Source organism: Streptococcus sp. 29896, assembly GCF_032594915.1.
In the GTDB taxonomy this organism is placed as follows: Bacteria; Bacillota; Bacilli; order Lactobacillales; family Streptococcaceae; genus Streptococcus; species Streptococcus suivaginalis.
The window spans coordinates 1-21,502 of the sequence record NZ_CP118733.1 but is presented as its reverse complement, the minus strand read 5'-3'; the positions used below and the strand labels follow the sequence as shown (position 1 = coordinate 21,502).

At 43.1% G+C, this 21,502-nt stretch carries 15 protein-coding genes, 1 tRNA gene, 2 rRNA genes and 1 pseudogene; all 19 read right to left on the bottom strand.

The genetic code is table 11. The annotated features are described in order from the left end of the window. Positions 1–56: 56 nt before the first annotated feature. Positions 57–2,960, bottom strand: a 23S ribosomal RNA gene (locus PXH68_RS00095). Between the two features lie 168 nt (positions 2,961–3,128). Then, positions 3,129–3,201, bottom strand: a tRNA-Ala gene (locus PXH68_RS00090). A 52-nt stretch (positions 3,202–3,253) separates the two neighbouring features. Next, positions 3,254–4,810, bottom strand: a 16S ribosomal RNA gene (locus PXH68_RS00085). The 16S and 23S rRNA genes sit together here with 1 tRNA gene alongside, the layout of an rRNA operon. A gap of 341 nt (positions 4,811–5,151) precedes the next feature. After that, entirely contained in the window at positions 5,152–5,616 is a 465-nt protein-coding gene (locus PXH68_RS00080; RefSeq protein ID WP_248028205.1) for a sigma-70 RNA polymerase sigma factor region 4 domain-containing protein, read from the bottom strand. A gap of 104 nt (positions 5,617–5,720) precedes the next feature. Continuing rightward, on the bottom strand, positions 5,721–7,691 hold the full coding sequence (gene ftsH, locus PXH68_RS00075; RefSeq protein WP_158456100.1) for an ATP-dependent zinc metalloprotease FtsH: 1,971 nt from the start codon (positions 7,689–7,691) through the stop codon (positions 5,721–5,723). A 20-nt stretch (positions 7,692–7,711) separates the two neighbouring features. After that, complete coding sequence (gene hpt / locus PXH68_RS00070; protein WP_158456102.1) at positions 7,712–8,254, bottom strand: hypoxanthine phosphoribosyltransferase; 543 nt, start codon at positions 8,252–8,254, stop codon at positions 7,712–7,714. A 4-nt stretch (positions 8,255–8,258) separates the two neighbouring features. Beyond that, positions 8,259–9,527, bottom strand: a complete 1,269-nt coding sequence (tilS, locus tag PXH68_RS00065; RefSeq protein WP_398582964.1) for a tRNA lysidine(34) synthetase TilS — start codon at positions 9,525–9,527, stop codon at positions 8,259–8,261. Further along, entirely contained in the window at positions 9,524–10,804 is a 1,281-nt protein-coding gene (locus PXH68_RS00060; RefSeq protein WP_248028567.1) for a serine hydrolase, read from the bottom strand. Before PXH68_RS00060 ends, tilS begins: the two co-directional genes overlap by 4 nt. A gap of 25 nt (positions 10,805–10,829) precedes the next feature. Continuing rightward, positions 10,830–10,952 carry an SP_0009 family protein gene (locus PXH68_RS00055; protein ID WP_398582963.1) on the bottom strand — a complete coding sequence of 41 codons (123 nt, stop codon included), beginning with the start codon at positions 10,950–10,952 and terminating at the stop codon, positions 10,830–10,832. Further along, on the bottom strand, positions 10,949–11,320 hold the full coding sequence (locus PXH68_RS00050; protein ID WP_158456108.1) for a septum formation initiator family protein: 372 nt from the start codon (positions 11,318–11,320) through the stop codon (positions 10,949–10,951). Before PXH68_RS00050 ends, PXH68_RS00055 begins: the two co-directional genes overlap by 4 nt. Continuing rightward, complete coding sequence (locus PXH68_RS00045; RefSeq protein ID WP_158456110.1) at positions 11,289–11,579, bottom strand: RNA-binding S4 domain-containing protein; 291 nt, start codon at positions 11,577–11,579, stop codon at positions 11,289–11,291. Before PXH68_RS00045 ends, PXH68_RS00050 begins: the two co-directional genes overlap by 32 nt. A gap of 50 nt (positions 11,580–11,629) precedes the next feature. Continuing rightward, positions 11,630–15,124: a transcription-repair coupling factor gene (gene mfd / locus PXH68_RS00040; RefSeq protein WP_248028566.1), complete on the bottom strand. Its 3,495-nt coding sequence runs from the start codon at positions 15,122–15,124 to the stop codon at positions 11,630–11,632. Next, a complete protein-coding gene (gene pth, locus PXH68_RS00035; RefSeq protein WP_205030872.1) occupies positions 15,124–15,693 on the bottom strand; it encodes an aminoacyl-tRNA hydrolase in 570 nt (189 codons plus the stop codon). The genes mfd and pth overlap by 1 nt, the downstream gene beginning before the upstream one ends. A gap of 158 nt (positions 15,694–15,851) precedes the next feature. Further along, positions 15,852–16,967: a redox-regulated ATPase YchF gene (gene ychF, locus PXH68_RS00030; RefSeq protein WP_014637241.1), complete on the bottom strand. Its 1,116-nt coding sequence runs from the start codon at positions 16,965–16,967 to the stop codon at positions 15,852–15,854. Between the two features lie 231 nt (positions 16,968–17,198). After that, positions 17,199–17,557 (bottom strand): annotated as a pseudogene (locus PXH68_RS00025) (helix-turn-helix domain-containing protein). 103 nt (positions 17,558–17,660) lie between these two features. Continuing rightward, on the bottom strand, positions 17,661–17,864 hold the full coding sequence (locus PXH68_RS00020) for a DUF951 domain-containing protein (RefSeq protein WP_248028565.1): 204 nt from the start codon (positions 17,862–17,864) through the stop codon (positions 17,661–17,663). A 9-nt stretch (positions 17,865–17,873) separates the two neighbouring features. Next, a complete protein-coding gene (locus PXH68_RS00015) occupies positions 17,874–18,755 on the bottom strand; it encodes a diacylglycerol/lipid kinase family protein (RefSeq protein WP_248028564.1) in 882 nt (293 codons plus the stop codon). 72 nt (positions 18,756–18,827) lie between these two features. Continuing rightward, positions 18,828–19,964 carry a DNA polymerase III subunit beta gene (gene dnaN / locus PXH68_RS00010; protein WP_205030875.1) on the bottom strand — a complete coding sequence of 379 codons (1,137 nt, stop codon included), beginning with the start codon at positions 19,962–19,964 and terminating at the stop codon, positions 18,828–18,830. 155 nt (positions 19,965–20,119) lie between these two features. After that, positions 20,120–21,502: a chromosomal replication initiator protein DnaA gene (gene dnaA, locus PXH68_RS00005; protein WP_158456124.1), complete on the bottom strand. Its 1,383-nt coding sequence runs from the start codon at positions 21,500–21,502 to the stop codon at positions 20,120–20,122.

Here is a 21,502-nt window from a genome sequence, read left to right as displayed (position 1 = left end):
TATCTATATTCTAACAAGTTTTACCAACGCTGTCAATATTGACTCTAGTTTATTTTTTGGATAAGTCCTCGAGCGATTAGTATTGGTCCGCTACATGTGTCGCCACACTTCCACTTCCAACCTATCTACCTGATCATCTCTCAGGGCTCTTACTAACATAAAGTTATGGGAAATCTCATCTTGAGGTGGGTTTCACACTTAGATGCTTTCAGCGTTTATCCCTTCCCTACATAGCTACCCAGCGATGCCTTTGGCAAGACAACTGGTACACCAGCGGTAAGTCCACTCTGGTCCTCTCGTACTAGGAGCAGATCCTCTCAAATTTCCTACGCCCGCGACGGATAGGGACCGAACTGTCTCACGACGTTCTGAACCCAGCTCGCGTGCCGCTTTAATGGGCGAACAGCCCAACCCTTGGGACCGACTACAGCCCCAGGATGCGACGAGCCGACATCGAGGTGCCAAACCTCCCCGTCGATGTGAACTCTTGGGGGAGATAAGCCTGTTATCCCCAGGGTAGCTTTTATCCGTTGAGCGATGGCCCTTCCATACGGAACCACCGGATCACTAAGCCCGACTTTCGTCCCTGCTCGAGTTGTAGCTCTCGCAGTCAAGCTCCCTTATACCTTTACACTCTGCGAATGATTTCCAACCATTCTGAGGGAACCTTTGGGCGCCTCCGTTACCTTTTAGGAGGCGACCGCCCCAGTCAAACTGCCCGTCAGACACTGTCTCCGATAGGGATAACCTATCCGGGTTAGAGTAGCCATAACACAAGGGTAGTATCCCAACAGCGCCTCTGTCGAAACTGGCGTCCCGACTTCATAGGCTCCTACCTATCCTGTACATGTGGTACAGATACTCAATATCAAACTGCAGTAAAGCTCCATGGGGTCTTTCCGTCCTGTCGCGGGTAACCTGCATCTTCACAGGTACTAAAATTTCACCGAGTCTCTCGTTGAGACAGTGCCCAAATCATTACGCCTTTCGTGCGGGTCGGAACTTACCCGACAAGGAATTTCGCTACCTTAGGACCGTTATAGTTACGGCCGCCGTTTACTGGGGCTTCAATTCAGATCTTCGCTTACGCTAAACCCTCCTCTTAACCTTCCAGCACCGGGCAGGCGTCACCCCCTATACATCATCTTACGATTTAGCAGAGAGCTGTGTTTTTGATAAACAGTTGCTTGGGCCTATTCACTGCGGCTCAGTTTAACTGAGCACCCCTTCTCCCGAAGTTACGGGGTCATTTTGCCGAGTTCCTTAACGAGAGTTCTCTCGCTCACCTGAGGCTACTCGCCTCGACTACCTGTGTCGGTTTGCGGTACGGGTAGAGTATGATACAACGCTAGAAGATTTTCTCGGCAGTGTGACGTCACTAACTTCGCTACTAAACTTCGCTCCCCATCACAGCTCAATGTTATAGATACAAGCATTTGACTCATATCACACCTCACTGATTAGACGGGCACTTCCAATCGCCCGCTTTAGTTAGCCTACTGCGTCCCTCCATCACTTCATACTCTAGTACAGGAATATCAACCTGTTGTCCATCGGATACACCCTTCGGTCTCTCCTTAGGTCCCGACTAACCCAGGGCGGACGAGCCTTCCCCTGGAAACCTTAGTCTTACGGTGGATGGGATTCTCACCCATCTTGCGCTACTCATACCGGCATTCTCACTTCTATGCGTTCCAGCACTCCTCACGGTATACCTTCTTCACACATAGAACGCTCTCCTACCATAACACCTAAGTGTTATCCACAGCTTCGGTAAATTGTTTTAGCCCCGGTACATTTTCGGCGCAGGGTCACTCGACTAGTGAGCTATTACGCACTCTTTGAATGAATAGCTGCTTCTAAGCTAACATCCTAGTTGTCTGTGCAACCCCACATCCTTTTCCACTTAACAATTATTTTGGGACCTTAGCTGGTGGTCTGGGCTGTTTCCCTTTCGACTACGGATCTTAGCACTCGCAGTCTGACTGCCGACCATAAATCTTTGGCATTCGGAGTTTATCTGAAATCAGTAAACCGAGATGGCCCCCTCATCCAAACAGTGCTCTACCTCCAAGATTCTTAATGTCGACGCTAGCCCTAAAGCTATTTCGGAGAGAACCAGCTATCTCCAAGTTCGTTTGGAATTTCTCCGCTACCCACAAGTCATCCAAGCACTTTTCAACGTGCCCTGGTTCGGTCCTCCAGTGCGTCTTACCGCACCTTCAACCTGCTCATGGGTAGGTCACATGGTTTCGGGTCTACGACATAATACTAAGGCGCCCTATTCAGACTCGGTTTCCCTACGGCTCCGTCTCTTCAACTTAACCTCGCATCATATCGTAACTCGCCGGTTCATTCTACAAAAGGCACGCTCTCACCCATTAACGGGCTCGAACTTGTTGTAGGCACACGGTTTCAGGTTCTATTTCACTCCCCTTCCGGGGTACTTTTCACCTTTCCCTCACGGTACTGGTTCACTATCGGTCACTAGAGAGTATTTAGGGTTGGGAGATGGTCCTCCCGGATTCCGACGAGATTTCGCGTGTCTCGCCGTACTCAGGATACTGCTAGGTATAAAGACTATTTCGAATACGAGGCTATTACTCTCTTTGGCCTACCTTCCCAGGTAGTTCTTCTATAATCTTTAAGTCCACATTGCAGTCCTACAACCCCGAGGAGTAAACTCCTCGGTTTGCCCTCCTGCCGTTTCGCTCGCCGCTACTAAGGCAATCGCTTTTGCTTTCTCTTCCTGCAGCTACTTAGATGTTTCAGTTCACTGCGTCTTCCTCTACACTACCTTAACAGTAGTGAGTGACAGGCATCAACCTGCCGGGTTCCCCCATTCGGACATCTCTGGATCTTCGCTCACTTACAACTCCCCAAAGCATTTCGTCGTTTGTCACGTCCTTCATCGGCTTCTAGTGCCAAGGCATCCACCGTGCGCCCTTATTAACTTAACCTTATTAACCTAACTTTTTTTCAAAAATTAGAAAACTCATTAAATATTCACAGCGTTTTCGGTTTATTTTCTTGTTACTATTTCTTAATGTATCTTAATCGATACATCAGGAATGTTTGATAGATATTCAATTTTCAATGGACAAAACTTTAACAACTTCCGTTGTTAATGGAGCCTAGCGGGATCGAACCGCTGACCTCCTGCGTGCAAAGCAGGCGCTCTCCCAGCTGAGCTAAGGCCCCACAAGACCTCTCAAAATTAAAGAAGACTAACGTACAGGTTCCATTTCCTTAGAAAGGAGGTGATCCAGCCGCACCTTCCGATACGGCTACCTTGTTACGACTTCACCCCAATCATCTATCCCACCTTAGGCGGCTGGCTCCTAAAAGGTTACCTCACCGACTTCGGGTGTTACAAACTCTCGTGGTGTGACGGGCGGTGTGTACAAGGCCCGGGAACGTATTCACCGCGGCGTGCTGATCCGCGATTACTAGCGATTCCGACTTCATGTAGGCGAGTTGCAGCCTACAATCCGAACTGAGACTGGCTTTAAGAGATTAGCTTGCCGTCACCGACTTGCGACTCGTTGTACCAGCCATTGTAGCACGTGTGTAGCCCAGGTCATAAGGGGCATGATGATTTGACGTCATCCCCACCTTCCTCCGGTTTATTACCGGCAGTCTCGCTAGAGTGCCCAACTGAATGATGGCAACTAACAATAGGGGTTGCGCTCGTTGCGGGACTTAACCCAACATCTCACGACACGAGCTGACGACAACCATGCACCACCTGTCACCAGTGTTCCGAAGAAAAATCCTATCTCTAGGACGGTCACTGGGATGTCAAGACCTGGTAAGGTTCTTCGCGTTGCTTCGAATTAAACCACATGCTCCACCGCTTGTGCGGGCCCCCGTCAATTCCTTTGAGTTTCAACCTTGCGGTCGTACTCCCCAGGCGGAGTGCTTAATGCGTTAGCTGCGGCACTGAGTCCCGGAAAGGACCCAACACCTAGCACTCATCGTTTACGGCGTGGACTACCAGGGTATCTAATCCTGTTCGCTCCCCACGCTTTCGAGCCTCAGCGTCAGTTACAGACCAGAGAGCCGCTTTCGCCACCGGTGTTCCTCCATATATCTACGCATTTCACCGCTACACATGGAATTCCACTCTCCCCTTCTGCACTCAAGTTTGACAGTTTCCAAAGCGTACTATGGTTAAGCCACAGCCTTTTACTTCAGACTTATCAAACCGCCTGCGCTCGCTTTACGCCCAATAAATCCGGACAACGCTCGGGACCTACGTATTACCGCGGCTGCTGGCACGTAGTTAGCCGTCCCTTTCTGGTAAGATACCGTCACAGAGTAGATTTTCCACTCCTACTCCCGTTCTTCTCTTACAACAGAGCTTTACGATCCGAAAACCTTCTTCACTCACGCGGCGTTGCTCGGTCAGGGTTGCCCCCATTGCCGAAGATTCCCTACTGCTGCCTCCCGTAGGAGTCTGGGCCGTGTCTCAGTCCCAGTGTGGCCGATCACCCTCTCAGGTCGGCTATGTATCGAAGCCTTGGTGAGCCGTTACCCCACCAACTAGCTAATACAACGCAGGTCCATCTCATAGTGAAGCAGTTGCTCCTTTCAAGCATCTACCATGCGGTAAATACTGTTATGCGGTATTAGCTATCGTTTCCAATAGTTATCCCCCGCTATGAGGCAGGTTACCTACGCGTTACTCACCCGTTCGCGACTCACTTATCTCGGTGGAGCAAGCTCCGGTGATATAAGTGCGTTCCACTTGCATGTATTAGGCACGCCGCCAGCGTTCGTCCTGAGCCAGGATCAAACTCTCATAAAAAGTTTTGATTCAAACTCAAGCTATCACTAGCTTTCCGTTTTATTGTTTTTTTCGTTATTGACGATTTATCCTTAGATAAATCACCCTGCACGTTTGGTTCGTCTTCTTTAATTTTCAAAGGTCTTGTTCGTTATCGCTCTCTCGCGACAACTATCTTAGTTTATCATTTCTTGCGAAACTTGTCAACACTTTTTTGAAACTTTTTTTATTTCGTTTCTTCTCTGTTAACTGCTCGCTCGAGACAACTCCATTATTCTATCACCTTAACCTACCTTTGTCAATAACTTTTTGAAACTTTTTTTATTTTTTCTTTTCCTTTTCCTTTTTCTTCATCCCCCTTGTCACCTAAAATCTTTCAAGACTTCTCTGAGTTCTCTCACCATCTCTTGTCGGCCTTTGAACCGTTCGCCTCGGATTAGTTTCATATAGTTATCTTGTTGGGTTGGGGATAGCTGGTCATAATAGCTCCGTAATCCATCTCGTAGTGTCAATAAGTCATCTTGTAAGAGCCCTGGACTGCGTAAGCAATGGCTCAGATCTCCTATCTCTTCATGTTGCATGCGATCAAAGGTCCGTTTTTGGCTGGCTTGTTGGCGAAGTTTATCCTTAATGTAGTTCCGAAACCGGACTTTGAAGAAGCCGTATAGGTTCTGACTATCCTTAAGCCCTGGGTACTCCTGTATGAGTTGATAGAAGACCAGCATCCCCTCTTGGTGCCAATCGCTGTGTTCCCACCCTTTTAAATAATACTCTCTGCGGGTTTTATCAACTATTCCCTTAACTTTTCTGTACTCTGATGAAAACATATAGTCTACCTCTTCCTATTTTTGTTTTCATTCTACTAACAATATCATCTCCTGAACAGGACATAAATGTCCGATTACTCTAAAATACCAAAAAAACTAAACCTTTACTGGTCTAGTTTTTCTTTTATTTCATCGTAAGAAAGTGGGTGTACTTCTTCACCTTCGGTTAATTCATTGTCCGTTGGCATCTGACCTGTTTCATACAAGGCTTTAATCTGTACACTATCCAATGTTTCATACTTAAGAAGGGCTTCCGCAATGAGTTGGTGTTTCTCACGGTTATCTTGGATAATCTCAGCTGCTTTATTATGAGCTTCTGTCAATAAATTACGGACTTCTGTGTCCAATTCGTAGGCTGTTTGTTCTGAGATGTATTTTTGTGTTGTTTGTCCACCAAACATGGCATGGCTACCTTCGTATTGCATTGGACCCATTTTCTCACTCATTCCGTATTCAGCTACCATAGCACGCGCCATTTGAGTAGCTTGTTCAAAGTCATTTGAAGCACCGGTTGTTTGAGTATTGAAAATAATTTCCTCTGCGACACGCCCGCCCATCAGGCCTGCCAATTGCTCTTTCATATCTTCTTTAGATAGGAGCATTTGGTCTTCTTTAGGAAGTGCAATCATATAGCCACCTGCACGGCCACGTGGAACAATTGTTACCTTATGGACTTCGCGGGCATTTGACAAGACAAGCCCGACAATTGTATGACCGGCTTCATGATAGGCCACGATTTCTCGTTCTTTGGCTGAAACTTGGCGATCTTTCTTAGAAGGACCTGCAATAACACGATCTTCTGCTTCATCAATATCTGCCGCATCAATCTTGTCTTTATTGCGACGTGCTGCAACAAGTGCTGCTTCGTTCAGTACGTTTTCCAAATCAGCACCAACAAAACCTGGTGTCTGTTGGGCAACCAACTTCAAATCGACATCGTCTGCCAATGGTTTATTCTTTGCATGAACTTTCAGAATTGCTTCACGGCCCTTCACATCTGGACGGCCGACAAGTACCTTACGGTCAAATCGTCCTGGACGTAAAAGAGCTGGATCGAGAACATCACTTCGGTTGGTTGCAGCAATAACAATAATTCCTTCGTTGCCTTCAAAACCATCCATTTCAATCAAGAGTTGGTTGAGGGTTTGTTCACGTTCGTCATTACCGCCGCCCATTCCAACACCACGTTGGCGACCAACAGCATCGATTTCATCGATAAAGATGATTGCTGGCGCAGCTTTTTTCGCATCTTCAAACAATGAACGAACACGGCTAGCACCGACACCGACAAACATTTCAACAAAATCAGAACCAGAAATAGAGAAGAATGGAACTCCTGCTTCTCCAGCGACAGCTTTTGCCAAAAGGGTCTTACCAGTTCCTGGAGGGCCTTCTAGCAAGACACCGGCTGGAATCCGGGCACCTAGTTTAGTAAAGCGTTTTGGATCTTTAAGGAACTCTACAACCTCTACCAGTTCTAGTTTTTCTTCTTCCGCGCCTGCAACATCTGAGAATCGAACTTTGATATTGCTTTGTTCCAAGGCTTTGGCTTTATTGCGGCCAAAATTCATGGCACCACGTGCACCGCCGCCACCTTGGTTCATCATCATCATGAAGAAGACGCCGAACAAGACAAGTGGGAATAGGTTCAGCAGGATATTTAACCACAAGCTATTAGAAGATTCTGGTTTGATTGTCACATCTACACCTTGTTCATCCGCTAGACTTTGAAGGGTTGACAAGGTTGAATCGGAAGCTAAAATCGTTGACCTAAAGTTTTTATAGGTTTGCGTGTCGGATACCTGGAAGAGCTTGATAGAGGAAGCTAGCTCACTTTTTGCTTCTACTGCATTCTTATAAGTACCCTTGATTTCGATAATACTGCTATTGGGTTGGTAGGTGAGTTCCGTAACATTTCCATTCTTTAATTCTTCTAGAACGGTTGAGTAGGAAATTTCCTGAGTTGCTACCTGACTGCCAGCATTCATGAATTGGAATCCTGTAATCAGTGTCGCAATGATGAGAATAATGAGAAAAGGATTTCTAATAAATCCTTTATTGGGCTGTTTGTTCATAAATTAGCAAAAACCTTCTATTAATTTGAATAGACTTCCTCTTTCAATACTCCGACATAAGGAAGGTTACGATAGTTTTCATTGTAATCCAATCCAAATCCAACTAAAAACTCTTTTGGAACTGTAAAGCCTGAATAGTCCGCTTCAATTTCCACTACACGGCCTTCAGGTTTGTCAATCAAAGTCGCAATTTTAATTGAATTTGCTTGACGTAGCGCAAATAACTCTTTCAATTCTTTGAGTGTACGGCCAGTGTCAATGATATCTTCAATAAAGAGAATATCGCGACCAGCAACACTGTTATCCAAATCTTTGATGATTTTTACAGTTCCGCTACTTTCTGTACCACCGTGGTAGCTAGACACTACCATGTAGTCCGTCTCGATATGTGTATCGATATGTTTGATCAATTCTGCCATGAAAGGAATAGAGCCCTTCAAGATACCAACAAGAATTGGATTTTTTCCTGCATAGTCTTCTGTCAGAACTTTTCCTAATTCTTTACACTTGGCAGCAATCTCTTCTTCCGTAATCAGAACTTTTTTAATGTCTTTTTCCAGCATAAGTCTACTCTTTCATTTTTATGTATAATGTAGCTTTGATTATACCATTTTTTGCAGATTTACTCAAATCACTAGTAGCAATATTGGAAATTCCAAGAATTTTTCCATCTTGTTCAATCACAGCGGCCCTGCGACGTTCAGAAAATGGGATTTTATTGTCTATAAAATAGCGACTCACTTTCTTTTGAATCCCATTTAAGAGAATTCGGTCGCCTGGCTGCCAGGTCCGAAATAGGATAGGCTTTTCTGATGGCAAAGCAAGACTCCAAGCATCAGGAAGGGGATGATTTTTAGTGACCAGATAGGGTCCCCAATGAAAAATACCATCTGATTTTATCACAATGTCTTGGGGTGCACTATCCGTCTCAGGTCCTATTTTTTGAATAGACATGGTCTTGTAGTCTTTTTTAAACCAGTAGCCATTTTTCAAATAGGTGTGAACATTTGCCTTTTCTACTATTATATGGTGCAATTCTTTGAATTGGGATTTTGAAAGATGAAGGTCAGGAAACTCTTGCAAGTAAAGCTGTAGTAAAACGTGTTGTACTGCTCTGCTTTGTCCCAAAAAAGTCGCAAGATTTGTCACATCCATCCCCTTTGTCAAATCGATCAGCGCCTGTTTAAAAATATAACTTTCTTGACCTACTTCAATCAAGGCTTGTGAAATGGCGGGATTCTCTTTTTCCAACTGGGGAAGGTAGTTGTTGCGAACTCGATTTCTAAAAAATGCTGGTGACTGGTTAGATTGGTCATCAAAATGAAAACAGTCCTCTAAATCTGATTTTCTAAAATGTAAGAGCGGGCGAATCAACTGGCCTGGTGGAAAATCTTGGACTGGTTGCATGCCTGCCAGATGAATCAGACGGCTGCCTCTCACCAATTTCATAAAAATGGTTTCTGCCTGATCATCTGCATGGTGGGCAGTCACCAAGGCGCTATAATCCTCTGTCTCCATGATGTCTTTAAAGAATTGGTAACGAAAATCTCGACCCCGTTCTTCTGTAAAGACACCTTGAAAAGACCGACAGTAAAAAGCCAGTCCATGTTGATGGGCCCAGTTTTGGAGATAGGCTTCTTCCTGGTCAGAACTTGGTCGGAGTTTATAGTTGACATGAGCTAGCCCCAGTTCAATTCCTAAGTCCTTGCGATAATGATAGAGAAGCTGAAGGAGGTTCATAGAGTCTTTTCCTCCTGAAATCGCCAAGAGGACGCGTTTGTGTTTATCAAAAAAGTGACCATCTTGTGTCACTTTTAAAAATTGTTTTTTTATCATTTTAGAATCTCATACACATCTTTTGCGATTTGTGAAATCGTGTCATAGGTAGATCTTTCTGTAAAGATAGAAAGAATGAAAGGACTGTCTGTATAAACGACTGCCACATCATGTCTAAAATCATAGGCATCTCCAATCTTATGGGCAACTGGAACGGGAATATCTTTAGAAATCCGTTGGTTATCGAACTTGGTTTCTTTCAGACTTTCCAAAACATAGCCATTTTGTTCATAGAGTTTTTCCATCATTTTTCCAGCCATTTTTGCAGAAGCAAGTCGTTCTTCCATGTCCCATTTTTGGCCCACAATACCTTCAATGGTAGCGGTAAACGTTGCATCAAACTGATGGCTTGTGTAATATGCAAGAATATTGCTAGCTACATTATCGGATTCTTTGGCTGTCCGATTAATCAAATCCTCGACACTATACACTTTATTATTAGCTGTTTTTGGAAGAGATCCACTTCCAAAAGCATCAAATGCTCCATAGAATTCCAATGTTTCCTTGGTGTAGGTTAAAGGTTGATTTAGTTGAAATTCTCCAGCATTAATGACTTCTTGAGCATAATAAAGGGTCGTTAATTTACTAGTGGATGCAGCATACATGAGTTTATCTTCATTCACTCCAGCTGCTTGACCTGTCTCAAGCTGCTGAACATAGATTGAAAGAGTATCTTTGTTATACTTTTCTTTTAATAACTGCTGAACAGCTTCCATGCGGTTGTCTGTTGCAGACAAATCTTCCATAGCAATCCAGCCTAGTCCTTCTACGTGAGCAAAAAGTCCCCAATGTGTTTCTGATAATTGATCCACTTGAACAGCTTGATAGGCCTTTTTCTGCTTTTGACTCACTTGGGCTTGATTGGCAATCGGGCTGGTATAGAAAACCGCATCTGCCTTTGTCCAATAAGTTTGATCCACATCTTGGTTCGAAAGTATGCTATCATCATAAATCATCGTCTGATCTGCTGCAATGTAGGTCTGGTCTTCTAATTGAAAAACCAAGACTTGCTGGTCATTGACACTGATTCCGACAATTCTAAAGACTTGATTGGGTTCAATCGTTCCAACTTTTTCAGTCAAGGCCTGGTCGGAAAATGTCGAGATTGTAGCAAAGACATTTGGATTGGTTGGGACAGTTTGAAAATCCGTATTATACGACTTATAATTCAACTGATAGCGGGCTTGGTTGCTTAGTTGAAATGGAAGTTCTGTGCTATCTACCTTGGTAGCATTCCATAGCACTGGCAATAGCAATAGCAATAGAACGAACTGCATTTCCCCTCCTTTCCATACTTCTTCATTAGTTTTCGTCTGGCTCTTCTTGTGCCAGTTTTAATTCCTTATTTTTTTCAGATAACTCTTCTAGTTTATCATCAGAATATTGCAAGAACTTTTCAACTGTTTCAAAGATAGATGACATCATTGCGGTAGTATCCCTGGAATATTATAGATAAATTCCCCTTCCTTAGACCATTGGTATTTCGCGCGGACATATTTGGCTGCAAAGTCTTCATTTTCTAATTGTTTGACCAAAGCTGCGCGTTCTTCTTGCTCAGCCACAAGATTTTGATACTGGTTTTCCAATTCTACCAACTGGCTCTCCCTGTCTTTCAAAGTTTGGTAGCTTTGAACTAGGTTATAGGTTGGCAAAATGAACAAAAAGACCACTAAAATCAAAATGGAGGCCATAAAGCGATTTTTCTGACGCTTTTCTGCCAAGGTCAGCTTGCTTTTCTCACGTTGGTTCTGGATATAAGAATTATTGATTTGAACGATTTTCGACTTCTTCATCAGTTTCTATCCTTGTCTCACTGATTATTTCATACATTTTCAGTGCATCTTCTTTCTTGGTACTGTCCTTCATTTCAAGAACCTTTACAGTCAATAATTTGTTCCCAAATCGGATTTCGATCTGGTCCTCTAGCTTGACATCTGTTGAAGATTTAGCCAATATGCCATTAATTTTGATCCGGCCCTTATCTGCAACTTCCTTTGCAACTGTTCTCCGTTTAATGATACGGGAAACTTTCAAATATTTGTCTAATCTCATGATTTCACCTCATCTCTTTATTTTACCATGTTTTAGTGAAAATGCGGGAATTATCCCGCTTTTCTCTGCTTGATTTCAACTAGTTTTTCGGCAAATAGCATCAATTCTTCCAGAATCTCAAAATCCTTTTTCCCTCTTACAGTAAAAATGACTTCTAATTGCCCCTTATTTTCAGCAATGCGGGCTTTCAATTGAGTCGCAGAAAGAGCTTCAAAATAGTCTTGTGTCAAGAAATGTTGACCAGCCATTGCTTCAAATCGCACTGTAACCTGCTGGTCTTTTCGTTCAACCAACTGGGTAAAGGTTTGATCAAGAAAGGTTTTTAGTAAGCCGATTTCAAGTAAATAGGCCACCACATCTGGGTATTCTCCGAAGCGGTCCATCAATTCATCTTGCAATTCTTGATAGTTTACACGAGTGTCAATTTGCTTGATTCGTTTGTAAATTTCAATCTTCTGACGCTGGTCTGTAATATAATCACTCGGTAAGTAGGCATCGATTGCCAAATTGATCTCTGTATTGCTCTTCTGCCGTTTCTGACTCTTGCCCTGTTTATCAAGAATAGCTTGTTCTAACAACTGAGAGTAGAGTTCATATCCAACCGAATCAATAAAACCAGACTGGGCAGCTCCTAGGATATTTCCCGCACCGCGAATGGACAAATCTTGCATGGCAATCTTGAAACCTGAACCTAGTTCTGTAAAACCTTTAATGGCTTCCAAGCGTTTTTCAGCCACTTCTGTCAAGGACTTATCTGGGCGGTACATGAGATAAGCATAGGCAATCCGATTGGAACGACCGACACGACCTCGAAGTTGATAGAGAGTTGACAGACCCATGTGGTCAGCATTTTCGATAAAGAGGGTGTTGGCATTTGGAATATCGACACCTGTTTCGATAATGGTAGTGGTCACTAAGACATCGTATTCCCCTTCAATAAAGGCAAAGAGGGTATTTTCCAACTGGATTTCTGACATTTGTCCGTGAACATAACCAATAGAGGCTTCTGGGACTAACTCCTTCAACTCAGAAACCTTCTGTTCAATGGTGTCAACTTTGTTGTAAAGGTAGTAAACCTGTCCACCTCGGTCCAATTCTCTCAAAACTGCATCACGAATGACACCTGTATTGGTTTCCATAACATAGGTTTGAACGGGATAGCGATTGGTTGGCGGAGTTTCAATAACAGACAAGTCGCGGATACCAAGCATGGACATTTGAAGGGTGCGTGGAATGGGTGTCGCTGTCAAGGTTAAGACATCGATTTTCTTCTTGAGTTCCTTCAATCGTTCCTTATGTTTGACCCCAAAGCGTTGCTCTTCGTCAATGACCAGTAAACCTAGGTCTGCGAAGACGACATCTTGTGACAGGAGTCTGTGGGTCCCGATCAGGATATCCACCTGACCCTTTTTCAGTCTTTCTAAGATCGCAGCCTGCTCTGCCTTTGTCTTAAAACGACTCATGACCTCGATGTTGACAGGAAAATCGGCAAAGCGTTCTTGAAAATTGGCAAAGTGCTGCTGGGCCAAGACGGTGGTAGGTACCAAAATGGCTACCTGCTTGCCGTCATTGACTGCCTTGAAAGCTGCCCGCATGGCTACCTCAGTCTTACCGAATCCGACATCTCCGACCAAGAGACGATCCATAGGAGAATCCTTCTCCATATCTTTCTTGATTTCCTGAATGGAGCGGATCTGATCATCGGTTTCCACATAGGCGAAGGCATCGTCAAACTCTGCCTGATTGGCATCATCTGGAGAATAGGCAAAGCCCTTGAGCTGACTGCGTTCAGCATAGAGTTTTATCAGGTCATCGGCAATGTCCTCCACCTGCTTCTGCACCTTCTGCTTGGTCTTTTGGAAACGGCCATCATTAAGCTTGTTGACTTTAGGAATTTTTCCGTCTGATGCCAAATACTTGGACAGTAGGTCAATCTGGTCAACAGGGAGGGAAATCCTATCAGAATTTTGGTACTGAATGGTCAGATAATCCCTGTGAATGCCGGATACGACAATGGTTTCAATCCCCAGATACTGACCAATTCCGTGTACATGGTGGACAACGTAATCCCCCACAGCAAGCTCTGTGTAGTCCTTTAATCGCTCGGCATTGGAAATATTTTTCCTTCTGACCTTCCGCTTGATTTTCCTATGGAAAATTTCGCGTTCTGTGATAAGGACCAGTTTTTCATCTAGGAAATGAAAGCCGCTAGCCAAGGAGCCAATGGTTACTTGTTGCTGACCTGCTACCAATTCATGCGGTGCATAGACAGGCAACTGAATGGCATATTCCTGTAACGTTTTCTGTAAAGCCTGTAAAGATGTCTGCGATTCTGCCTGGATAATGACTGTATAATTTGACTTGGCATAGCGAGCTAATTCATCTTTCAAAAGAGGAATTTGATTGAAAAATTCCTGCATAGGATGCTGGTTAAAGGAATGAATAGCATCGAAACGCAGGTTTCCTAAGCCTTTTTGAAAGGTAGAAAAGAAAGTCGCTGGTTTGTATTTTCGCAGCGGTTGATAAGAGGAGGCGAAGTAATTAAGACTTGACACTGCTTTACCCTTTTGTAAATCATCTGTCAAGATACCAGCAACTTCCTTATCAAACTGAGCGTGGCGATCCGCAATCTTATGAAAATCATCTAAAAAGACAGGAGAGCCTGCTGGTAAATAGTCCAATAAGGTCCATTCTTGCTCGTAAATGAAGGATAAAAATCGTGCTAAGTCTGGATGACGGTAGGATGTTTTTACATCTGCTAAGACTTCTTTTAAGTAGGAAATTTGTTCTTCTGACTGAGAATTTTCGATTGCATTTTCTAGCTTCTCACCTGCACGCAAAAAGTCTTCTGCTGAGAAAATCATCTCAGAAGCGGGGGAAATCCTCACCTGATCACAGCTCTCTAAGGATTTTTGACTGTCGACATCAAAGGTTCGAATGCCGTCAATTTCATCTCCGAAGAATTCCAATCGATAGGGAAAATCTGCATTGATATCAAAAATATCTAAAATATCACCACGTTGGCTGAATTCTCCTGCACTCAGTACACGTGACACCTTTTTATAGCCAATGGCTGTCAACTGCTTGACAATACTGTCAACTTCTATCTCTTGTCCAATAGACAAATCAAGTTTGGCTTGATGAAAAGCACTTGGACTTGGAAGTAAAATCCGACAGGCTGCCATGCTAGCAACTAGAATCCCACTTGCTGTTGGATCTAGTAGAAAGTTTAGACTATCAATTCGGGCTTGTGTTCTGTCCTTTGAAGCAAAAACAAATTCAGCAAGGGGACTATCATCTGTAAAGAAGTTGTAAACCACCTCATTACCTAAAATAGCTGCCAAATCTCCTGCCAGTTTTTCAGCTTCATTCTGACTGGCTGTTACCAGTAAGATTTTTTCTGAAATGGAGTCATAAGCAGAAGCAATCGTTATGGCCTTGCTGCTGCCTGACAAGCCCATAACGAGCTGCCTGGTGGATTTATTAAGGTTTGCCTGCCAGGTTTGAATGGTCTTATTTTGACCTAGTAAATCTAATAGGTTCATTATCCGTTAAACTTTCTCATAATGGTATCAAAATCGTCTTCTTCCAAATAAAAGTTGACAGCCTTGTCAAGTTTCTCTAAAGCAAGATCTATCTCGATACGGTCTTCTGTGTCAAAACCTGATAAGACGTGATTGACAACGCTCATCTTTCCTTTTGGACGACCAATACCTATCTTAATGCGGTCAAATTCTTGTGTCCCAATATGCTTAACTATGGACTTAATCCCATTGTGACCGCCTGCCGAGCCTTTTTGACGGAAACGGATTTTCCCAACAGCCATGTCCAAGTCATCGTAAGCCACCAGAATATCGGTTTCATCTAGACCATAATAAGTCATTAAGGCATGAACAGCCTTGCCTGATTCGTTCATGAAGGTCGTTGGCTTTACTAGATAGATTTTTTCACCGTCAATAAAGGTTGTGGCAATGTCCGCTTGGAAAATCTTGTCGTGGTTAAAGGTCACATTTTCACGCTTGGCGATCTTATCCAGCAACATAAAGCCGACATTGTGTTTGGTTTCAAAATAGCGGTCCCCAGGATTGCCCAGGCCTATGATTAATCGTGTCATTTTTTCTCCTTATCGTCACTTAGTTTATCTTTTATTACTTCGTTAACTCACCTTGCCGTACTCTAGTACTGCCTACGGTTCGTTGCCTAGTACTAAAAGCAAACTAAACGACTAGAAATACCAAAAGGCTGGAAAATACTTTCCAACCTGATTGTCTATTATACGTTAAAGCGGAATTCCATGATGTCCCCGTCTTGAACGACGTATTCTTTTCCTTCTTCACGGAGGCGTCCTGCTTCCTTAACAGCTTTCTCAGAGCCATATTGAATCAAATCATCATAGGACATGGTGACGGCACGGATAAAGCCTTTTTCGAAGTCTGAGTGGATGATACCAGCACATTGAGGGGCTTTCATACCGCGCTTGAAGGTCCAAGCACGAACTTCCTTCTCTCCTGCTGTAAAGTAGGTACCAAGTCCAAGCAAGTGATAGGCTGCACGGGTCAATTTGTCCACGCCAGATTCTGTTAATCCAAGGGCTTCCAAAAACTCACCCTTGTCTTCATCATCGAGTTCTGAAATTTCTTCTTCAGCACGCGCAGAAATCACCACCACTTCTGCATTTTCTGTTGCTGCAAAGTCACGGATTTGCTGAACATAACTGATAGACTCAGGATCTGCTACCTTGTCTTCATCGACGTTGGCAACATAGAGGACTGGCTTGGTGGTCAAGAGGAAGAGTTGCTTAACGATTTTTTGTTCTTCATCTGTGAAGTCAACTGTACGAGCAGATTTTCCATCTTCCAAGACAGGTTTGATTTTTTCAAGGACTGCAAATTCTGCGACAGAATCCTTGTCTTTTTGTGTACGGGCCATTTTTTCTACACGCGCATAACGCTTGTTGATGCTCTCTAGGTCCGCCAAAATCAATTCTAGGTTAATAGTATCAATATCTGCGATAGGATCAACAAAGGCATCTTCACGGCCTTGTTCACGCATGACATTTTCATCATCAAAGGCACGCACCACGTGGACAATTGCATCAACTTCGCGGATATTGGCCAAGAATTTATTTCCAAGCCCTTCACCTTTAGAGGCACCTTTTACGATACCAGCAATATCGGTAAATTCAAAGGTCGTTGGCACTGTCTTTTTAGGAGTGATGAGTTCTGTCAACTTCTGCAAACGCTCATCAGGCACTTCTACCATGCCGACGTTTGGATCAATGGTCGCGAAAGGGTAGTTGGCAGCCTCTGCTCCTGCCTTTGTAATCGCGTTAAATAGGGTTGATTTACCAACGTTTGGCAAACCGACGATTCCTGCTGTTAAAGCCATGTTTTTTACTCTCCAATTAAAAATTCAATCATGACTATTATAGCAGAAAAGTAGAGAAAAAGGGAGTGGGAAAGAACTCGACTAGTCTAAAAAAGAGTTCGTCTTCCCACCCCCGCACAGTTGATTAGGCCAGATTTGGAGTATAACGAACAAATCTGCCAATCAACCACTGCGCTGAGATGTTGACACAAACTCTGAAAAGTGGCGCTGGGCTTGAGCCCAGTCTCTTCGTTAAAAATAATGCATAATGAAAAATGAACCTAAAACAACAACTGCAACAAAAATGAGAGAGATAATATCTCCTCTTGTAAGAGGTCGTTTGGATTCTTCGTTCAAGTATTCCCAAACATTCATTTTTCCTCGTTGTTCCACCACAATTTCCTTCTCAGGTTCTTTTCCTAAAACCAGATAATCCAGACTGACACCAAAGATTTTTGCCAGCTGGATCAGTTTGTCAATGTCTGGCGTTGCTTCACCATTTTCCCACTTGGAAAAGCCTGACGGGAAATATAGAGTTTCTCTGCCAACTCATCTTGGGATAGGTTCTTGGCTGTTCGTAAAACTCGAATTTGCTGTGCTAACTGATTCATGATCATTTCCTCCTCTTTTTTCTAAGTCTATTATAGTTTAGAAAGGAACAGTTGACTAGCACTTGTTAGGAAAATTTCGCAACCAGCAGTTGCAAACTGCCAACTAGGCTTCAATCGGCAGCACTTGTTTCATTTTTCGTTCAAAATCATGCCGACTCATCATGACTACATGGTCACAGTTGGTACAACGGATTTTGATATCCGCTCCTAGACGAACAACCTCCCACTTATTTGCTTTCTTGCCGGTCGATTTGATGACACAGGCATGAGGCTTCTTCATTTCGACAAATGATCCTAATTGATACATACTTTCTCCTTATCGATACATCCTTCGTTCTTGACAGTTTAAAACAATCTCTCTAGCTTCTACTACCTCACCATCTATTTGGATGGCTATTACTTCATCTGCTATGACAGTGACTTCCTTGGCCATGCAGTGTTGGATAATCTTAGACGATTTATGACGATGAAAAATCATTTCCAATAGCGCCGTTATTCGATAAAAGAGAGAACCAGTAGCAAACCAGACCAGGTGCAACTGAGCTTGAAAAGGACTGGCGTCCGGCCAAATCATGATTCCCCCTCCAAAATAGGGATTGTTGGCTAAAGATAGAAAGAATAGGCGGTCTAAACGCATCTGCTCCCCGTCCAACTCCACTTGGACTGACAGAGGGGATTGACCAAATAAACTTCTTAAACCAAACAAGAGATAGGCTAGTTTCCCTAAACCAACTGTCTTTAACCATCTTTTGGTCCTCGATCCTTCTGAATAGGAGATAACCTGGGCAGCAAATCCTAGATCCAGACTATTGACGACAACTCCAAAATTCGATTGGAGAACTGTGATAGGGGTTGTGCGCTTTTCTATCAGTGCCTCCATCACTTGACGGATATCTTTGATAGCAAGGGCACGAGCAAAATCATTTCCAGATCCTGTAGGAAAATAGGCAAAAGGGATGTTCTCTGGCAGGGCCGTTAAGGCTTTTGATAGGGTTCCATCTCCTCCCAAAATCAACAAAGCATCCTGGTCTGGTTCGAACTCCGCCAAGATAGCCTGAATCTGACTGTACTCATCATCCACTCCCATGGTCAAAAAAATAGTAGGGACTAGCTGTGGATAAGTATCACTTATCTCTTGGATAAGCGACTGTGCTCCCTGACTCCCTGCCTGAGGATTGGCTAAAATAAATAGCTTCATACAATACTCTTTTTTAAGATTTTTTTCTAGTATAACATAAAAAAACGTCCTTAGAAGAACGTTTTTAGGATTTTAGTTGGTCCGAACTGGCGTAATCAATTGAATAAAGGATTCGTCTTCTTTATTTGGCACAACTGTGAACGGACGGACCGGAGAAATGAAGCTAACTTTTACCTGCTCGCTAGCAACAGCTTTCAATGAATCGATCAAGTAACTTGGGTTGAAACTAATGACAAGATCCTGCCCAGTCACTTCTAGGGCATCCAATTCTTCATTTACCTTTCCGACTTCAGGTGAGTGAACGTGAGCTGTTACGCTACCGTCTTTGATTTCCAACTTCACTGTTCCATTTTGTGTTGCATTTGACAAGAGACGGGCACGCTCCATTGCATGTCGGAGATTTGCGGTGTCAAATACTGCGCTGGTATTAAATTCTGCTGGAATCAACCGGTCAGTATCAGGGTAGGTTCCTTCAAGCAAACGTGTATAGAAGCTGATATGATCGCTTCTGAACAAGAGTTGGTTGTTAGAGAAGAAGACTTCAACAGTTTCCACTTCATCTGTAAAGACTGAGGTAAATTCTCTGAGGGAACGGCTTGGAATAACAACGTTGAAATTATCTCCTGCTTTTTCAAGTTGGAGTTTACGCTGGCTCATACGGTGGGAGTCTGTTGCAACTGTCTTTAATTCTGTATGGTTTGAAAGAACAAAATGAACCCCAGTCAAGATTGGGCGACTCTCTTGAGTCGATGCTGCGAAGGCTGTTTCATTGATAGTTTGTTTCAATAACTTGGTTTCCAATACCAAAGGCGTTGTTGCTGGAACTTCTTGCAAACGTGGATAGAGTTCTGCTTCTTTTCCTTTCAGAGTGATTTCTGATTTACCACTGGTTAACACAACTTGCTTTTGTTCAATCTCAGTAAAATCAACAACAATATCTGGAAGACTAGAAATGACATTGATGAAAAAGGCAGCCTCTAAAAGAATGGAGCCTGTTTGGCTAACCAAAAGTCCTGCATTTTCATCTTGAACGGAAATATAATTTTCAATTGAAATCTGACCATTTGAACCTGTAAGGCTGATACCGTCAGTTGTAACATCGATTTTTACAGTTGAAAGAACAGGGATTGCATTTTTACTGCTGATGGCTCTTTTGGTAATATTCAATGCTTGCAGAAAAACTGTCTTATTGATAGCGAATTGAATCATGGATTCTCCTTTATATTTATTAATAATAAGATTAGTAGTAGTAGTAGGTCTTGTGTATAGTGTGGAAAAATAGGTTCAACCCTTGTCAAGCCTGAAAAACTAGCTTGTTCACAACTTGTGGAAAACTGTGGAAGAAAATAAAAACTTATCCACAGCTAGCGAATCTTGTTTTTGATATTGGTGATTTCAATTTCTAGATTATCACTGTCCACCAGCATGTTGCGAATCTTATTGTAGGCATGCATGACGGTTGTATGGTCACGATTGCCAAAAGCTCGACCAATTTTTGGAAGGGAATTGTCTGTCATTTCACGTGCCAAATACATGGCTACCTGACGCGCGTGCACAATATGCTGCACACGTTTGGCCCCCTGGATTTCCTTTAGGCTGACTCCATAGAAATTACCGACTTCTGTTTGGATTTTTTCAATTGGAATGACTGTATTGCGAGGATTGGACTGGTTGCGCGATCGAATTGCTTCTGCTGCCACTTCCACGCTGATTTCATCCAAATTCTTTATTTTAGCCAGTAAGTCAATATCTTTCAGTGCTCCTTCTAGGTCTCGGACATTGGATTCAAAGGATCCTGCGATGTATTTCAAGGTTTCCATCGGAAAGACATAAGGACTGTCTTGGATTTTACTCTGTAAAATAGCAATCCGAGTTTCCAAATCAGGTGGGTAGATTTCATTGGTCAAGCCCCAGCTAAAACGAGAGACTAGTCGTTCTTCTAGGTTATCCAAGTTTTTAGGATTGCGGTCACTGGTTAGGACAATCTGGCTATTTTTCCCGTGCAGGGTATTGAAAGTATTAAAGAATTCTTCCTGTGTTGCTTTTTTATTTTTTAGGGTCTGGATATCATCAATTAGGAGCAGGTCAAGATTGCGGTACATGTTCTCAAAGTCCTTGAGTTTATCCAGACGATTGTGCTCGACATAGTCACTGAGGAAGGTCTCAGAAGTAACATATTTAACACGCGCGTGAGGATTAGCTTCAAGTACACGATTACCAATTGCATTGAGGAGGTGGGTTTTTCCTAATCCTGGGCCCCCATAGATAAAGAGTGGGTTATAATAGCCTCCAAGGTTATCTGCTACGGCTAAGGCTGCAGCTTTAGAGAGCATGTTATTGTCACCCTGGACAAAATTATCAAAAGTATATTGAGATTTGATATCAGGATGTCCTTGCTGAACAGCTGGTGGTATCAATTCTTCTTGAACGACTCTAGCTACTGTTACTTCTTGTTTCAGAGGGGCTGGCTGTGTGTCTGTTGTTGAGTCCAGCTTTTCGAGAATTTTAAAACCGAGTTGAAAATCTCTGCCATAGACTTCATAGCTGGCAGCATCAATCAATTCTTTAAAGTTTTTTGATTTTTCCCAATAGCGTTGTTTAAATTCTTTTGGAAGTTGAATCATCACTTCTTGATCGGTGATTTGGGCCAGGCTTGCACCAACAATATAGAATTCATAGATGTTTTTTGGAATATTTTCCTTAGCTAATTCAATAAAAATAGACCAAAATTCTTCTTCTTTCGTCAT

Coding starts and splice junctions, on each gene's coding strand:
- PXH68_RS00080 (WP_248028205.1), bottom strand. CDS start 5,616: ATGTTTTCATCAGAGTACAGAAAAGTTAAGGGAATAGTTGATAAAACC.
- ftsH (WP_158456100.1), bottom strand. CDS start 7,691: ATGAACAAACAGCCCAATAAAGGATTTATTAGAAATCCTTTTCTCATT.
- hpt (WP_158456102.1), bottom strand. CDS start 8,254: ATGCTGGAAAAAGACATTAAAAAAGTTCTGATTACGGAAGAAGAGATT.
- tilS (WP_398582964.1), bottom strand. CDS start 9,527: ATGATAAAAAAACAATTTTTAAAAGTGACACAAGATGGTCACTTTTTT.
- PXH68_RS00060 (WP_248028567.1), bottom strand. CDS start 10,804: ATGCAGTTCGTTCTATTGCTATTGCTATTGCCAGTGCTATGGAATGCT.
- PXH68_RS00055 (WP_398582963.1), bottom strand. CDS start 10,952: ATGATGTCATCTATCTTTGAAACAGTTGAAAAGTTCTTGCAATATTCT.
- PXH68_RS00050 (WP_158456108.1), bottom strand. CDS start 11,320: ATGAAGAAGTCGAAAATCGTTCAAATCAATAATTCTTATATCCAGAAC.
- PXH68_RS00045 (WP_158456110.1), bottom strand. CDS start 11,579: ATGAGATTAGACAAATATTTGAAAGTTTCCCGTATCATTAAACGGAGA.
- mfd (WP_248028566.1), bottom strand. CDS start 15,124: ATGAACCTATTAGATTTACTAGGTCAAAATAAGACCATTCAAACCTGG.
- pth (WP_205030872.1), bottom strand. CDS start 15,693: ATGACACGATTAATCATAGGCCTGGGCAATCCTGGGGACCGCTATTTT.
- ychF (WP_014637241.1), bottom strand. CDS start 16,967: ATGGCTTTAACAGCAGGAATCGTCGGTTTGCCAAACGTTGGTAAATCA.
- PXH68_RS00020 (WP_248028565.1), bottom strand. CDS start 17,864: ATGTATCAATTAGGATCATTTGTCGAAATGAAGAAGCCTCATGCCTGT.
- PXH68_RS00015 (WP_248028564.1), bottom strand. CDS start 18,755: ATGAAGCTATTTATTTTAGCCAATCCTCAGGCAGGGAGTCAGGGAGCA.
- dnaN (WP_205030875.1), bottom strand. CDS start 19,964: ATGATTCAATTCGCTATCAATAAGACAGTTTTTCTGCAAGCATTGAAT.
- dnaA (WP_158456124.1), bottom strand. CDS start 21,502: ATGACGAAAGAAGAAGAATTTTGGTCTATTTTTATTGAATTAGCTAAG.